The organism is Paraburkholderia sp. MM5384-R2, from assembly GCF_014201025.1.
Lineage (GTDB): Bacteria > Pseudomonadota > Gammaproteobacteria > Burkholderiales > Burkholderiaceae > Paraburkholderia > Paraburkholderia tuberum.
On the sequence record NZ_JACHDI010000005.1, the window covers coordinates 258683 to 274358 of the forward strand.

General features: G+C 63.9%; 16 protein-coding genes. 3 read left to right on the plus strand and 13 right to left on the minus strand.

Going from position 1 to position 15676, the window contains the following annotated elements; genetic code table 11:
* Window positions 1-59: 59 nt before the first annotated feature.
* From HDG37_RS11615 to HDG37_RS11635, 5 genes are all read right to left on the minus strand, one after another.
* The gene (locus tag HDG37_RS11615; RefSeq protein ID WP_184047199.1) at window positions 60-644 is read right to left on the minus strand and encodes an LUD domain-containing protein; all 585 of its coding nucleotides are present in this window, start codon (window positions 642-644) and stop codon (window positions 60-62) included.
* Entirely contained in the window at window positions 631-2034 is a 1404-nt protein-coding gene (locus tag HDG37_RS11620) for a lactate utilization protein B (RefSeq protein ID WP_184039775.1), read from the minus strand. Before HDG37_RS11620 ends, HDG37_RS11615 begins: the two co-directional genes overlap by 14 nt.
* A complete protein-coding gene (locus tag HDG37_RS11625) occupies window positions 2031-2774 on the minus strand; it encodes a (Fe-S)-binding protein (RefSeq protein ID WP_184047202.1) in 744 nt (247 codons plus the stop codon). Before HDG37_RS11625 ends, HDG37_RS11620 begins: the two co-directional genes overlap by 4 nt.
* 145 nt (window positions 2775-2919) lie before the next feature.
* Window positions 2920-3666 carry a FadR/GntR family transcriptional regulator gene (locus HDG37_RS11630; RefSeq protein ID WP_184047205.1) on the minus strand — a complete coding sequence of 249 codons (747 nt, stop codon included), beginning with the start codon at window positions 3664-3666 and terminating at the stop codon, window positions 2920-2922.
* Window positions 3667-3760: 94 nt separating this feature from the next.
* Window positions 3761-5575, minus strand: a complete 1815-nt coding sequence (locus HDG37_RS11635) for a S10 family peptidase (RefSeq protein ID WP_184047208.1) — start codon at window positions 5573-5575, stop codon at window positions 3761-3763.
* A gap of 219 nt (window positions 5576-5794) precedes the next feature.
* Here HDG37_RS11635 and HDG37_RS11640 point away from each other — a divergent pair, with 219 nt between their 5' ends.
* Complete coding sequence (locus tag HDG37_RS11640; protein WP_184047211.1) at window positions 5795-6784, plus strand: ferritin-like domain-containing protein; 990 nt, start codon at window positions 5795-5797, stop codon at window positions 6782-6784.
* 68 nt (window positions 6785-6852) lie between these two features.
* On the opposite strand, the gene HDG37_RS11645 is transcribed toward HDG37_RS11640, so the two are convergent.
* Both HDG37_RS11645 and HDG37_RS11650 read right to left on the minus strand, forming a co-directional pair.
* Window positions 6853-8046: a pyridoxal phosphate-dependent aminotransferase gene (locus HDG37_RS11645; protein ID WP_184047214.1), complete on the minus strand. Its 1194-nt coding sequence runs from the start codon at window positions 8044-8046 to the stop codon at window positions 6853-6855.
* A 217-nt stretch (window positions 8047-8263) separates the two neighbouring features.
* Window positions 8264-9751, minus strand: a complete 1488-nt coding sequence (locus tag HDG37_RS11650; RefSeq protein ID WP_184047217.1) for an RNA polymerase factor sigma-54 — start codon at window positions 9749-9751, stop codon at window positions 8264-8266.
* Between the two features lie 509 nt (window positions 9752-10260).
* Between HDG37_RS11650 and HDG37_RS11655 the strand changes: the two genes are divergently transcribed.
* A complete protein-coding gene (locus tag HDG37_RS11655; protein ID WP_184047220.1) occupies window positions 10261-10599 on the plus strand; it encodes a BON domain-containing protein in 339 nt (112 codons plus the stop codon).
* Between the two features lie 94 nt (window positions 10600-10693).
* Here HDG37_RS11655 and HDG37_RS11660 read toward each other — a convergent pair whose 3' ends face one another.
* The 6 genes from HDG37_RS11660 to HDG37_RS11685 all read right to left on the minus strand — a co-directional run bounded on the left by HDG37_RS11660 (window position 10694) and on the right by HDG37_RS11685 (window position 14196).
* Window positions 10694-11146 carry a PA2169 family four-helix-bundle protein gene (locus HDG37_RS11660; protein ID WP_090809752.1) on the minus strand — a complete coding sequence of 151 codons (453 nt, stop codon included), beginning with the start codon at window positions 11144-11146 and terminating at the stop codon, window positions 10694-10696.
* 298 nt (window positions 11147-11444) lie between these two features.
* Window positions 11445-12026 (minus strand): hypothetical protein, encoded by a 582-nt coding sequence (locus HDG37_RS11665; protein WP_184047223.1) that lies wholly within the window; start codon window positions 12024-12026, stop codon window positions 11445-11447.
* A gap of 97 nt (window positions 12027-12123) precedes the next feature.
* On the minus strand, window positions 12124-12468 hold the full coding sequence (locus HDG37_RS11670) for a DUF1488 domain-containing protein (RefSeq protein ID WP_184047225.1): 345 nt from the start codon (window positions 12466-12468) through the stop codon (window positions 12124-12126).
* Window positions 12465-13037 carry a DUF4142 domain-containing protein gene (locus tag HDG37_RS11675; protein WP_184047228.1) on the minus strand — a complete coding sequence of 191 codons (573 nt, stop codon included), beginning with the start codon at window positions 13035-13037 and terminating at the stop codon, window positions 12465-12467. Before HDG37_RS11675 ends, HDG37_RS11670 begins: the two co-directional genes overlap by 4 nt.
* A gap of 60 nt (window positions 13038-13097) precedes the next feature.
* Complete coding sequence (locus HDG37_RS11680) at window positions 13098-13649, minus strand: type 1 glutamine amidotransferase domain-containing protein (RefSeq protein ID WP_184047231.1); 552 nt, start codon at window positions 13647-13649, stop codon at window positions 13098-13100.
* A 202-nt stretch (window positions 13650-13851) separates the two neighbouring features.
* Window positions 13852-14196 carry a chemotaxis protein gene (locus HDG37_RS11685; RefSeq protein ID WP_090809741.1) on the minus strand — a complete coding sequence of 115 codons (345 nt, stop codon included), beginning with the start codon at window positions 14194-14196 and terminating at the stop codon, window positions 13852-13854.
* Between the two features lie 172 nt (window positions 14197-14368).
* Here HDG37_RS11685 and HDG37_RS11690 point away from each other — a divergent pair, with 172 nt between their 5' ends.
* On the plus strand, window positions 14369-15676 hold the full coding sequence (locus HDG37_RS11690; RefSeq protein ID WP_184047234.1) for a DNA topoisomerase IB: 1308 nt from the start codon (window positions 14369-14371) through the stop codon (window positions 15674-15676).

Genomic DNA, 15676 nt, shown 5'->3' on the forward strand with positions numbered 1-15676 from the left:
CGGGACCTGTATGTTTATACAGTGATGATAGCAAAGTCCGGCGCTGCAACCGCCGCGCATCAGCCCGCGAGCCACACGAGCGTCAGCGAGCGCACGCCCTGCGCGCCGCGAATCAGTACGCCCTCGATATCGGCGGTGGCCGAAGGGCCGGTAACGAGCGCCGCGTAACGCGCCCTGCGGAAATCGTCGCGACGATAGACGTCTTGCAGTCCATCGAGCAATTGCGCCGGATCGAGCAGCACGACCAGATGCTGGACGATGTAGCCCAATGCATTGACCACATATTCGCGCTCGCTAAACCACACCGAGCCGGTTTCGGCGACGCCAAAGCGCGCACGGACCAAACCGACGTCGACGTCCTGCAGCGATGCGGGGTCCGTATCCGCGCCGATCACGCGCGTGCCCGGCACTTCGGCGCTCGCCGATGCGATCGATGCCGCCGCGCCAAAACGCTCGCGAATCAGATCGCTGACGTCGCTCGCGCTGGCCGCTTCGACGCACGTGCCGCCCATCGTTTGCAACGCCGCGGTGAAGCGCGCCCGCAGATCGCCGCCAACCGCTTCGAACAGCGGCACGTCGGGACGCGGCCGCGCGGCCGGTTGCGCGGCGCGCACCTTGGCGAGAAAAGCCTCACGCGTTGTCATCGCCGCCTCCGCGATTCTTTTTGTACCAGGCATGAAAAGTCATCTTCGGCGCCTCCGGCAATTCGCGCTGCCGGCCCCAGATATTCAGAGGGTTGTACAGGACGAAATTCGGCAGCCGCCGCAACGCGCTGCCCATCGACGACACGGTCGCGCGATACAAGGTCGGACTCGATAGCAGACGTCCCGCCATCTTCAGGACCTCCTGCTTCACGAACGGCACTTCGTGCTGCTCGGCGATCACCGCGCGCCATTTATAGATCTGCTCGTGAATGTTGATCTTCACCGGACACACATTCGTGCAACTGCCATTGAGGGTCGATGCGAACGGCAACGCGCTATAGCGTTTCAGATCGAACGTCGGATTGATGATCGCACCGATCGGCCCCGAATAGGTGCCGCCATACGACAGGCCGCCGCTGCGTCGATAGACCGGACACGTATTCATGCACGCGCCGCAGCGTATGCATTTGAGCGAGTACCAGAAGTCCTCCATCGCGAGCCGTTCGGAGCGGCCATGATCGACGAGGATGAAATGCATCTCGGTGCCTGGCCGCGGCGCACGAAAATGCGACGTGTACTGCGTGATCGGCGAACCCAATGCGCTGCGCGACAGCATGCGCACGAACACGCCGAGATCCGACACCTTCGGTATCAGCTTCTCGATTCCGATCGATGCGATATGCAGCGGCGGCACGTTCGCCGAAAGATCGGCATTGCCTTCGTTCGTGCAGACGACGACCGTGCCCGTTTCCGCCACCGCGAAATTGCAGCCGGTCATGCCAGCCGTTTTCTCGCGCACGAAATACGGCCGCGTATTCATGCGCTGGCTTTCGGCCAGATAGTGGATATCGCTATTGCCCGGATCGGTGCCGATGGTCCGGCCGAACAGCTCGGCCACGTCCGCGCGCAGCTTGTGCACGGCCGGCACGACCATATGACTCGGGTCCTGATGATCGAGCTGCTGGATGCGCTCGCCGAGGTCCGTTTCCATCACGGTAATGCCGCGCGGCTCGAGATACTCGCGCATCCGGCATTCGTCGGTCAGCATCGACTTGCTCTTCACGAGCGTCGTCATGCCGCGCTCGGACATCAGCTTGTGGACGATCGCGTTGTGCTCTTCCGCGCTCGCTGCCCAATGCACGACCACGCCATTGGCCTCGGCCGCCGCCGCGAACTGCTCCAGGTAGTCGGCCAGATGCGACAGCGTGTGTTCCTTGATGCCCGACGCCAGCGAGCGCAACGTTTCCCATTCGGCAATGCCGTGCGCCTGCGCATCGCGCTTCTCGCGCAGGTCCCACAGACGCTTGTCGTGAAACGCGACATGCTCGGTCTTGCTGATGAAAGAACCCGCGGCTTTGGCGTGATCGATGCGGTGATGGTCGCCGCTCATGCGCGTGCTCCATTGAGAACCTGCGCGATATGAATGAAGCGCGCGTCGGCTTTCATGCGTTCCGCGCAACCCTGCTGGTGCATCAGGCACGACATGTCGCCCGAAACGATGTACTCGGCGCCCGCATTCAGATGGTCGCGCACCTTGTCCTGCCCCATGCGCACCGACACCGCCTCTTCGGTGACCGAGAACGTGCCGCCAAAACCGCAACATTCGTCGGGCCTCGCCGGCTTGACGAACTCGATGCCCTTCACGCCTTCGAGCAACGCGCGCGGCTTCGAAAACGGCGTGCCGGCGATTTCCGACGCCGACGCCTGCTTCAGGTGACGCAGCGCGCTGCAACTGGTGTGTAGACCGACGCGATGCGGAAACTCGGCCCACGGAAATTCGCGCGCACCGATCACGTCGTGCAGAAACTCGACCAATTCGTAAGCGCCTGCGCGTACTTTCTTCACTTCGTCGGTCTGCTCGAGCGCGCTCAGATGTTCGCGCACGTGGTGAATGCAACTCGCGGACGGCCCGACGATGTAGTCGTAACCCGCGAAGTTGCGCGCGAATAGTCGCTCCGTGGCGGCGGCGTCCGCATGCGCGCCGCTATTGGCCATTGGCTGGCCGCAGCAAGTCTGCTGCTGCGGATAGTCGACCTCGATGCCGAAACGTTCGAGCAGTTCGAGCGTCGCGATACCGACCTCGGGATAGAACGCGTCGATAAAGCACGGGATAAACAGCGCGACTTTCATAGGCTCTTCAGGAAAAGCGGCGGGAACGATGTCTGTCGACCGGTGTGGCCTGTCTGGCCGTCTTGGTCATGTTGGTCTGACCAAGACTATAAAAAAGTCCGTTGGCGGTGTCAATTCGGTCGGCGCGGGCCTTGAAATCAGGGAATCAGGAAATCACCGCGGCCGACGGCTTCGTCGCATCGTCCTTGTAAATCTCTCGCACGAACGCCAGATGCCGCTCGGCGGCCTTGCGTGCCTTGGGCGCATCGCGTGCGACGACCGCGTCGTAAATCGCCTGGTGCTGGCTCATCAACTGCTTTTCCATCGCGTCGTCGTAATCGATCAGCCGATGATACTGGCGCATGCCCTCGCGAATCAGCGTATGAATGCCGTGCATCACATGCGCCAGCGCGACATTGTGCGTGGAGTCGGCGATCGCGAGATGAAACGCGGCATCGAGTTCGGCGAGATTCGCGCGATCGCGCGAGAGCGACGCGGCCTTCAACGCCTCGAACGCCGCACGGATTTTCTTCAGATCGGTGGCGGTTGCGCGCTGCGCGGCATAGACCGACGAAATCGCTTCGAGCCCCTGGCGCAACTCCAGAATGTCGGCACTGGTGCGCGGATTCTGCAGCAACAGTTCGGCAAGCGGCTTCGAGATGATGGGCGCGGTCACGTCGACCACCGTGAAACCGCCGCGCCCCGACGTTTCGATGTAACCGTCCGCCTCCAGCCGGATCAGCGCCTCGCGCAGCGATGGTCGCGACACGCCGAGCTGCGCCGCGAGATCGCGCTCGGCCGGCAGACGGTCGCCGGGCATCAGCGTGCCCTCCGAGATCAGTTGCTTGATCTGGTCGGACACCACGTCGGAAATGCGCTTGCGCGCGAAGGACGGAATCGGGGTGAATGGCATAAGCGGCGAACGATGAAGCCGGTTGACAGAGCGCGCGGCTACTCCACGGTGCGGGGAATTATACCGTTCGACACCATGCGACGATTCGCCGATCTCAACGCGGCTGCCCCGTATAAAAGCTCACGAGGTCACGCTTCATCGCGTGCAGCGCGGCATCGTCGAGATACACCATATGGCCGGTCGGATAGTAGGCGATGCGCACGTTCTCGCGCAGCGACCGATCGAGGCCGAGATGCGCGAGCGCATATTCGGTCGCATAGAACGGCGTGGCGAGATCGAAGTAGCCGTTCAGCGATAACACCCGCAACTGCGGATTCTGCCGCATCGCTTCGGCCAGATCGCCGCCCGCGTAGGGCAGCTCCAGCCGTTCGCCCCACCATTCGCGATGTTTCCAGTCCCATTGCTTCAACGCGTCGTCGCTGAACACCAGGTAACGGTCGGTTGGCGTGTAGTGCAGGTCGTCCAACAGATGCTGATGAAGCGCCGCATTGAACGCATTCGACACGCTGCTCACCGACGCATCGAAGTCCGGATCCTCCGATGCATCGTCGTAGTTCAGGCCTTCGAAACGCGCATCGTAGCGGCCCACGCTGCGCGACTCGTTGCGCAGCAACTCGTTTCGAAAACGCGACGGATAAAGACGCAGACGGTTACGCTTCACGAACCCCACGTCCAATCCGGTGAAGTACGCGATGCGCGCGGCGATCGCGTCGCGCTGATCGTCGGGCAGCGCATCGCCCTGTTCGAGCGCCTGCGCATAGGGTCCGCGGGCGAACGCGCGTGCTTCGTCGAGAAAGGCCGGCAGGCTCGCAGGCTTCGGCGTGACCTTGTCGTGATACCACGCGATCGCCGCGAAACTCGGCAGATAACTCTCGCTCTTGAAATCGTTGCCAGGCGCGAACGCCGCGGAATTGAGCACCGACGACAGCAGGATCACGCCGTTCAGCGCGATATTGTTCTGCCCCAACTGATAAGCGAGCATCGCGGCGCGCGCGGTGCCATACGATTCGCCGAGCAGGTACTTCGGCGAATTCCAGCGCTGATTCACCGTCAGATAACGGTCGATGAATTGCGCAAACGCACGGACGTCCTGATCGACGCCCCAAAAGTCCTTGCCCGTGCCATGCCCGACCGGTCTCGACAGGCCCGCGCCGACCGCGTCGATGAACACGAGGTCGCTGGTGTCGAGGAGGCTGTCGGGGTTGTCGTCGAGCGTGTACGGCGCGGGCGGCGTGCTCGCGGGGCTCGCAGTGCGCACGCGTTTCGGGCCGACCGAGCCCATCATCAGGAATACGCTGCCGGCGCCTGGGCCGCCGTTGAACAGAAAGGTGATCGGACGCGTCGCAGGCGTCCTGGTCGGCACCGTGTACGCGACATAGAACACGCTCGCGTTCGGCGCGCCGGTCTTGTCGTGCAGCAACAGATTGCCCGCGCTCGCCGCGTAGTCGAGCTTGCGGCCGTTCAGGCGAAGCGAATGCGTGGTGACGCTGGCGGTTTCGGGCGGCACGGGAATCGCGGGCGTCGAAGCCCTGTCGTTGCGAGGCGTTGCCGTCGCGTCGGCCGAGTCCGGTGCATTCGATGCAGCCTGCGTGTCGCCACGCGCAGCCGTCCGCTTGCGCGGCTCGCCGTTCGGGCGCGCCGTCATCGCGTGCGGCTCGCTCGATTCGCCGACCGGCGACGCGTTCGCCTGCGGCCCCTGGCGTGGTGCGATCGGCGCGAATGCGGCGGCGTCCGTGCTTCCCCCCGTTGCCGTGCTTTCCGAGGTGTTCGACGCATCGGCCTGTTCGGCTGCCATGCACCGTTCGCCGAACGGCACCACACCAGCGACAGAAAGCGTCACCGTCAGCGCGGCGGCCGGTAATCCGGCTGTCAGCAAGCGGCGCAATGAAGAAGAGAAGCGATGGATCATGAAGTTTTCCGCGACGGGTCGAAACGCGCTGGAATCGGGCTAGCCGGGTTCGGGAGCACACCCGGCGCTCGATTCTTGACGCAAGTTTGCGCGGCGTCAACCGTCGGCGTCACGGCACGCCGAACGAACATTACAAAGCGCCTTTTGCTCGACGTGGCGCAGACCTGCGCAGTCATGGCAGAATCGACAGCGCCTTCGTCGCCTTGTCGAGAATACCCAATGGACCAACTGGTACTGGATGCATTCGACGCTGCCGCGCTGATCCCCGGCTTTCGCGCGCCGCAACTGCCGCACGAGCAGCCCGACCCCTCGACCCTCGACGCCGCCGACCACGCGATGCGGCACTGGACTAGCACCGTCAGCGGCCCGCTGCCGCCCGGCTCCGACGTGCACCGGCAGGAAATGTGCCGTATGTTTCGCGAGACCTTCAATCCGTATCGCCCGTCCGTGCTCGCGTGGCCGCAGCTCGAAGCCGCGACGCTCAAGCGCATCGTCGATCTGCCGATCTGGGACATCGCCGTGCAAACCGAAGGCAGGGCGCGCCTGCGCATGGCCGCCTACGCGGCCTCGCTCGACACCCCGGAGCTACGCGACGCACTTGCGCTGAACGCGTGGGAAGAGAACCGCCATAAGGAAGTGCTGTCGCGCATGGTGCATGCGTATGGCATCGCGCTCGCGAACGAGCCGTCGTACGTCTATCCGAAAGACACGGAACGGGCTTACCTCGTGACCGGCTATAGCGAATGTATCGACAGCTTCTTCGCGTTCGGCCTGTTCGAGGTGGCGCGGCGCTCGGGCCTGTTCCCGCCGGCACTGACCGAGACATTCGAGCCGGTGATGCAGGAAGAGTGCCGCCATATTCTGCTGTTCGCGAACTGGGTCGCCTGGCATCGCGCGCAGCTTTCATGGTGGCGGCGCATCCGCTTCGAGCTCAAGGTGGCGGGCGTGTGGGCGTTTCTGGTGTGGGAGCGCATTGGGCTCGCACGTGCGATGGATGCTGACGGCAACGTCCACGAGCACGATAACAACTTCACGGTAAACGGCGCGCAGTCGGTAACGGATGTCGATATCAGCGTGCCCGAATTGATGCAACTGTGTCTTCAGGAGAATGAGCGGAGATTCGCTGGGTATGACCCTCGGCTGTTGCGGCCCGAAACGATGCCGCGGCTGGTGCGCTTCGGCTTGAAATTCGTACGCAGGAAAAAGTAAGCCGCGCCGAACGCACTGCCCAGCCACCTTCGGCTGGCCGTGGGGCCCACCGACCGGATCGTCGCAATCTACAACCCACCGCCCTCTCGGCCCCGCCCCCCTTCCACGAACCGCGCGATCCTCTCGCTCGCCTCGATCAATCGATCCTCGCCCACCACCAGCCCCAACCTCACGAAGCCGTTCGCCGTCTCCCCGAACGCACTCGCGTCGAGCACGGCCACGCCTTGTGCGCGAAACAGCTGCCATGTGAACTCGGTCGTATCGAGCCCGGTCCCGCTGACGTCGACCATCATGAACATGCCCGCTTCGGGCAACAGGCACCGCAAGCCCGGCACACGATGCAAACGCTCGAACACGACGTCGCGCCGCCGCCGGTAGATCTCGCGAATATCGGCGACGATCTCCGCCCTGTTCTCCAAAGCCGTCAACGCGGCCTGCTGGATGAAACCCGGCAGGCCGTACAGCATCGCGAGCGCGAGCCGCGCCATGTGCTCGATCAGCGTCGCGGGCCCGATTGCCCAGCCGACGCGCCACCCCGCCATCGCATGCGACTTCGACAGACTGCCGAGCGTGACCGTGCGCTCCGCCATGCCGGACAGCGACGCAATGCTCACGTGATCGCGTTCGAACGTGAGTTCCGCATAGACCTCGTCGGACAGCACCCACAGGTCGTGCTCGCACGCGAGCCGCGCGATGCGCTCGAGATCGGCGCGCTGCATCACCACGCCGGTCGGGTTGCACGGCGTCGCGAAGAAAATCGCCTTCGTGCGCGGCGTGATCGCCGCTTCGAGCGCGTCGCAGTCGAGGTGAAACGCGCGCGCCGGATCGACCGGCACCGCGACGAGCGTCGCACCCGCCGCGCGCACGCAAGCCTCGTAGGTCAGATACATCGGCTCGGGAACGATCACTTCGTCGCCCGCTTCGAGCAGGCACAGCGACACCGCGAACACGCCGTTTTGCGCGCCGGCGGTCAGCACCACGTTGGCGGCGCTCACGTCGCAGCCCGTCGTGCGCGCGTGCTCGGCGGCGATCGCGGCGCGCAGCGGCTCGCGACCGGCCATCGCCGTATAGTGCGTATCGCCGGCCCGCAACGCATCGATGGCGCGCTCGACGATCGGCGCGGGCGTCGAGAACTCGGGATCGCCAACACTCAGCACGATCACGTCTTCGCCCCTGGCAGCCGCCTGCTGCGCGACCCGATGAATTTCCCACGCCGACGTGCGCCGCCCTTGCAGTCGCTCGACCAGATTCGAATACTTCATTGCGCTCACCCGTTGTTGTGCGGTCCGTTCCGCCGATCTCTTTCCAATTGACCCGCCAATGTAAAGGCACGCCGGCGAAACGTCCAGATACGAAAAAGGGTCATGCGAGCGGATAACCTCGCATGACCCTGTGCGCAATGTACTGCTGTTTGAATGGTTGCTTTGCTTCAAACCCCCGCCAGGTTTTATTTCAAACCCCCGTTAAAACTTCGGCGCGTCAAAGCTGCCGGCGCAGTTCAGCCGGCGGCACCTTCATCAGATGCCGGTATTTCGCCACCGTGCGTCGCGCGACCAGCACGCCCTGATCCGCGAGCATCTTCGCGAGCGTCACGTCCGACAGTGGATCGTGCGTATTTTCCGCGGCGATCATCTCCTTGAGCAGCGCGCGCACCGCGGCGGCCGAACAGGTTCCGCCGCTTTCGGTGCCGAGCTCGCGCGGGAAGAAATGCTTGAACTCGAAGATGCCGCGCGGCGTCGCCATATATTTGTTGCCCGTCGCGCGCGAGATCGTGGATTCGTGCAGGCCCAGCTCGTCAGCCACGTCACGCAGCACCATCGGCTTCAGCGCGATCTCGCCGTACAGGAAGAACGCCTTCTGATGCGCGACGATGCATTCGGCAACCCGCTGGATCGTATCGAAGCGCTGTTGCGCGTTGCGGATCAGCCAGCGCGCCTCCTGCAGTTGCTGCGCGAGCGGCGAACGGCTCGCGCCGGCCGACTGCGCGAACAGTTGCGCATACATGCGATGGATCCGCGCCCGCGGCTGCACCGCCGGATTGATCGACACGACCCACTTGTTGCGCACCTGACGCACGATCACGTCGGGCACGACATAGTTGTCCTCGGTGCGGCCGTAGCAATTGCCGGGCTTCGGATCGAGCTTGCGCACCAACGCGCAAGCCACACGCAATTCCTCCGCGCTGCAGCCGATCTGTTTTTGCAACTCGGCCTGCTCGCGGCGCGCGAGCCTTTCCAGATGATGCTCGGCGATCTGCCGCGCGACGTCACGTCCCGGCGTATTGGCGGGTAGCGCATTGATCTGCAGCGCGAGGCATTCCGATAGCGAACGCGCGCCGAGCCCCGGACGATCGAGCGCCTGCACGAGGCGCAACGCCACCAGCAGTTCTTCCTCGGTCAGCGTGGGTTCCAGATCGACGCTATCGGCCAGGTCGGCCAGCGACTGCCGCAGATAGCCGTCGTCGTCGAGCGCCTCGATGATGAAACGGGCCACCGCGCGATCGCGGTCGTCTAGCCGGTACAGGCGCAACGCGTCGTGCAACTGCTCACGCAGCGTGGGTTGCGAGCGAGCCCAATCGGCCGGGTCGCTGCCGTCCGCGTCGCCGTTCTGGCGCGTCGAGTTGCGCGAACCGTAGTCGCCGGAAAAATCGGCGGGCATGTCGTCCTGGCCCGCGCTTTCGAGCGTATCGCTACCGGCGCTTTCCGCCGGCAGTCCGTCCGGCTCGGCGGTGGCAAGCGTATCGACGGCGGGCGGCGCGTTGGCGTCTTCACCTTCGCCTGGCGTCGTGCCGGCGAGCGCGACGTCCTCAGTTTCGGATGAGTCGTATTCGAGGAACGGATTGGTATCGAGCGCCGTGCGCAATTCCTGCTGGAACTCGAGCGCCGACAATTGCAAGAGCCGCACCGACTGCTGAAGACGAGGCGTCAGTGCGAGAGACTGCCTTGTACGAAGTTCGATTGAAGGCATTGGAGTGATCCCGTTCGTTAATAGCCTCAGACTCAACGAGCCGAGTTCACTGATCAACGCAACGTCCGTACCAGTTCGCGCAAGACGCTGTTTTGATTGCGCTTTGTTTATTCAGGAGGATGAATTGCCCTGACCGGGTGCGCCGGTTTTTACAAACGGCAGGCAATTTCCGGTCCCTTTCTTCACCTCTCCGGCGGCCTCGCGCATGGCCGCACTGCAACCGTATTCGTCAGTCGAAACTCCCCGGTGCATGCGGCTTTCGCGAGCGGCATGGCTTGGCTCGCAGCCGGCAGGCACGATGGTTGCGGAGCGACGGTGTGTGGACGGACGCCGCCCTTCGCAAACGCCTCGATCGAGCGCGGATGCGAGTACAGCGTCCGGTGTCGAGAAACGGGCCCCTGACGGTACCGTAGCGGCGACGACCCCACGTGTCTCATCAGCGGCTTCGGCCGCGATCGGCCACCGGCCAACAAGACCGCCATTTTCATTACCACCTGATGGAGAGAACCATGAAGACGATCCCGCTTCTGAAGACCGCAGGCAGCATCGCGGTCGTCGCGTTCGCGCTGAACGCGAACGCCCAGACCAGCGCTTCGGCCCCGCCCGCGGCGTCGGAAAGCATCGGCCAGCATATCGACGATGGCACCATCACGACCAAGGTCAAGGCTGATCTGCTTGCCGCGAAGAACGTCAAATCGACGCATATCCACGTGAAGACCCGCAAGGGCGTCGTGTGGCTCACGGGTTCGGTGCCTTCGGCCGACGACAAGTCCGCCGCCGAAGATGTCGTGCAAAGCGTGAAGGGCGTGACCAGCGTGAAGAACCATCTGAAGGTCGCGGCTGACTGATATCCGCGCGATCGGGTCGCACCGATTCGACTGAACAGAACGTAACAGAGCCGGCTGGCAGAGCCGGCTCTTCCTTATTGCACTGACGCGTCGATCAATGCTTCATCGCCGCATACTGGTCGCGCAGATCGCGCACCCGGTCATGCGTTTGCAGCACGCCCTGGTACTGCCGCTCGACGATTGCCCGCACGTCCGCCGGCAAATCCTTCTCCAGCGCGTCGTGATAGCGTTTCTTCGCGACGTCCTCGCCTTTTTCGCACTCGGCAAGAATCGCATGGTCGCTGCGATTCGCTACCGCCGATTTCACGTCGACCCAGCCGCGATGCAGCGCACCGCTCATGCTGCCGCCGGTTTCGGGCTTGCCGCCCAGTGTCTGAACGGCATCCTGCAACTCACGCGCGCCGCGCGAGCAGTCCTCGGCACTCGAACGGAACAGCATCTTCAGCTGGTCGTCGTGCGCATCCTCGGCTGCCTTCATAAAGCCCTTTTCGCCGTCCTTCGACGTTTCGACCAGTTCATTCAATACGGAAACAACGTTGGTAGCCATTCAATACCTCCAGGGGTTTCGTTCATCGCGGAATCCGCCGCGCGGGGCTTTTTATGTGCCTCGCGATGAATCGGTTCGACGCGCGGCGGGCTGCATTTGATAGCACGCATCACGCGTGCCCGGCACCTCGTGCGAGCCGATGCATAGCGAAAGGCAGCTCGAACGAGCGCAGCCGCCGCGCGATGCGCGGCAACCGCGGGTGTCGCGCGATGTCGAAACAGCGCAATAAACGGAAAACGGAAAACGGCCCGATGATCGTCATCGAGCCGTTTTCTGTTGGTATGCCGCGTCGCTCATATCACGCGCGCTTCTCCGCGAATTCCTTGATCGGCTCAGGAGTCTTCAGCGGATCGAAATCGGCCCAGCGTCCCTGCTGCCAGCGGCCGGTCGCCTTCTCGATCGACGCGCCGCCCGCTTCACGTAGCACGCGCGCGGCGTCCAACTGATTGTCGGGCGACACGTGCACGGCGACGAGCACACCCGAATCGCGCGCCTCCTCGTGATACGGCACGCGATGGTCCGATTTGCCGCGCTCCGTGGTGCGCGACATCGCGCCGACCAGCGAGCCAACATACGCGCCGACGCCGGCCGCGATCAGCGACACCAGCAGCGGCGCGGAAAACACCGCGAAGATCGCCACGCCAATCACCGCGCCAATCACCGCGCCGATCGTCACGCCCATGCCCGCGCCTTTAGGCGCTCCTCGCGCGCCGGGGTCGGTATCGGTGTCGCCGCCGATCGGGAAACGCGCATGCTGGCCGCGCGGATTGACGAAAAACAGCGTGACGTCCTCTTCCACGAAACCCGCATCGAACAGTTTTTGCGCCGCGCTTTCCGCAGCGGGAAAAGTCGTGAAGCGTGCTGCGACGATGAGTGACATACGGCCTCCTTATCGTTAATTGCCGTTCGTGGACCATCCTGTCGCCGGTGGCGCGAGTCGGAAGCAGCGCGCCCAGTCAATCCGACACGCAGCGGCGCTACGCCGCGGCGCCGCGATCCGGTTCCATGCCTTCCACCCTGAACAGTCCGCTATGCAACACTACGCCTTCTCCGTTGTACTGGTCGAGCGCTTCCGCGCAGACCGAGCGGATGCGCTGACGGCCTCTATCGAAAGCGGCCATCAACGCCGCTTCAAGCGCGGACTCCGCGCCGAAATGATCTTCCAGAGCCTCGGCAGTGATCGCGCAAACCACTGGCTCGCCATCGACGCGCGCAAGAAAGCGCACGGTCAGATTGGCGCCGTCGAAGGCCGCTTCGTCATCGGGGAAAGTGATCTGCATCAGAGAGTCCTCATATGCAGGCCGTGGCAGGATCGCGTTCATGACGAGCCCTTCAATTTGCCGGCCAGTTGCTGCGCCATCTCGAGGTGATGCTTGATGGTTGGCAGCGCTTGCGCGGCCGCGGCCTTCAGTTGCGAGTCGGTGCCGCTCTCGCTTTGCTGCTGGAACAGGTCGACCGCGCGCTGATGCGCTTCCACGCCGACCTGCTCGACATAGGCCTGATCGAACTCGGTGCCCTTCAACGTCTGCAGTTTGCCGACCAGCGCGGAATCCGCGGACGGCGTCGGCTTGAAGCCCTTCTTCGCGACCAGCCCGGCCATTGCGTGCGACAGCTTCGTGTGGTCGGCGATCATCTGTTGAGCGAACTTCCTGACATGCGGATTGTTGGAGTTCTTCAGCGCGACCTTGCCAGCGGCGATTTCAGTGGCGTCCGACTTCGACGCTTCGAGCACGAACTGCTGATCCGCGGGTGACAGCGTCGTGCTGCCGGTCGGCGCTGCGCTCGCGGGCGCATCGCTCGCCTGCGCGCAGGCCGTCTCGATCGATGCCGCGCTCACGCCCAACACGGCCAGCGCGGCAGTCAACACTTGTAGGGAATACCGGAATTTCATGCATTTTCTCCCTGCAGAATCACCGATGCGCAGGCTCCGAAGCCAACGCGCCGCCTGCGATCAAGCCGCCTTGCGCCTAGTCAGTTGCCCAATCAGCGCCTTGTTGAACGCGGGAAGGTCGTCGGGTTTGCGGCTCGAAATAAGATTGCCGTCCTCGACCACTTCCTGATCGACCCACGTGCCGCCCGCGTTGCGAACATCGTCCTGCAGGCTAGGCCAGCTCGTCACCGTGCGCCCCTTGATGATCCCCGCCGATACCGGCAGCCACGTGCCGTGACAGATCACCGCGATCGGCTTCTTCGCGTTGTCGACCGCTTTGACGAACGCCTGCGCCTGCGGCAGCAGTCGCAGCGCGTCGCCGTTCACGACGCCGCCCGGCAACACCAGCGCGTCATAGTCGTCGGGACTGGCCTTGTCGAAGGTCGCATCGACGTCGACGGAATCGCCCTTGTCGACGTGTTTGAAGCCCTGGATCTTGCCCGGCTTCGCCGAGATCACATGGACCGTCGCGCCCGCCTCGGTGAGCGCGCGTTTCGGTTCCACGAGTTCTGCCTGCTCGAAGCCATCTACGGCGAGTACCGCTACCTTGTAGCCATTCAGTGCATCAGTCATGCGTGCTCTCCTTCATGCGGCGCCGCGCTCATGCACTTGCCCGTGATGCACGTGCATAGGTCTGCGCCTTCGCTAAGCGTGGTTACGCAAAACACGTGCCTGGTTGAGGCAGTGTTCAGCGGGCTGACATTACGTTGGCGATGCACCGACGCTGCGGTTGCGCCGTTCAGCTCGAGCCGCCGCGTGTGCAAAAGCGCCGTGGTCAGACGTCGGTTTCGTCTTCGTCGGAGCGTTCCGCGCCCGGCGGCACTTGCGGATCGACGACGTGGTCGGTGTCGATATCGCGGTCCATCTCCAACGTCGAATCGCCATCGGCCGACGCGCGCTCGCCCGTACCTGAGCGATCGGTATCGCTGCCGAGTGCGGCGTCGCCGGCTTCGAGCGCGTGATTGTCGAGCTCCGTATCGACGTCGAAATCGTGACGCCTCGCGCCCGCCACGTCGCTGCCGCTATCGGACGAGTCGCTGGGACCCAGCGCGCCCGTCGTGCCGGACGTTTGCTTGACGGTCTGCTGCGGCTCTTCATCGGGGTTGAGTGTGCTGCTCATGAAAGCTCCCTTTCCGGTTGGTCACGTCGACTTTTCCGCAAGGACCGTTCCGCCTCGGCGCGCTGGGTCACTTGTCGATGGCATCCCCCTTGCTTCCCGCCGATCACACGGCACACATCGCACCTACTCGGCGAACCGGTTCGAACCGGGTTTGAAACTTCTACCTGCAACAATGGCTACCGCGACTCATTCCACGACCACATCACGCAGCCCGACCACCGCGAACGGCAACACCGCACCCCAACCGATGCCGCCGGGACTGCGCCACGCCGACGACACGAGGCCCGGCTACACACGCAAGCGCGAGCGGAACGGCTTCATCTATTTCGACGTCGACGGCAAGCGCATCGTCGATAAGGACGAGATTCAACGCATCAATTCGCTCGCGATTCCACCCGCGTACGAAAACGTGTGGATCTGCCCCGATCCGCGCGGTCATCTGCAGGCGACCGGCCGCGACGCGCGCGGCCGCAAGCAGTACCGCTATCACCCCCGCTGGCGCGAAACGCGCGACGCCGACAAGTACGAACGGATGGCCGAGTTCGGCCGCGCATTGCCCAAAATCCGCGCGCGCGTGGCGCGTGATCTGAAGCTGCCCGGCATGCCGCTCGACAAGGTCGTCGCGGCCATCGTGCAGTTGCTCGACACGACGCTGATCCGCATCGGCAGCGCCGAATACGCGCGCGATAACCACTCTTACGGACTGACGACGCTGCGCAAGAAGCACGTGAAGATCAGGGCCGGTCAATTGCGCTTCCAGTTTCGCGGCAAGAGCGGCATCGAGCACGACGTGACAGTGGACAATCCGAACATCAAGCGCATCGTGCGGCGTTGCGCGGAGCTGCCCGGTCACGACCTGTTCCAGTATCTCGACGAAGACGGCACGCGCCACAGCGTCGGCTCGACGGATATCAACGACTACCTGCGCCGCGTAAGCGGCGCGGACTTCACCGCCAAGGACTATCGCACGTGGGCCGGCAGCGTGTACGCGCTGGCGGCATTGCGCCGCTCGATGTGCAGCAGCGCGGCCGAAGCGCGTCGTCATATCGTCGCGATCGTGCAAGAAGTCGCGACGCTGCTACGCAATACGCCCGCCGTCTGCCGGCGCTGCTATATCCACCCCGCGATCATCAGCGCGTTCGAGGCGGGCGAGTTGCAGAGCCTCGCGCCAGGCCAATCGTGCCGCGGACTCAAGGTAGATGAAGTGGCCTTTGCGGTGCTGCTCGCGCAGGCGGAAAAGCGTGCGGCGAAACTCGCGCGCGCATCCGGTGCCAAAGGACGCAAGACGCGGGGGTCGTCGGTCGACGACAGTATCAACGGTTCGTTGACGAGTCTGCTAAAAAAGTCGCGCGTGGTGCGCAAGAAAGCCACCGCCGCGAAAGACAAAAGCGCCGCGGCACATTTGCGAGCCACGGCACGCGTGCGTACGCGGCGCGCTGCGCGGGAAATGGCCTCCGAACCGAAACCGCCGGCCCAGTGA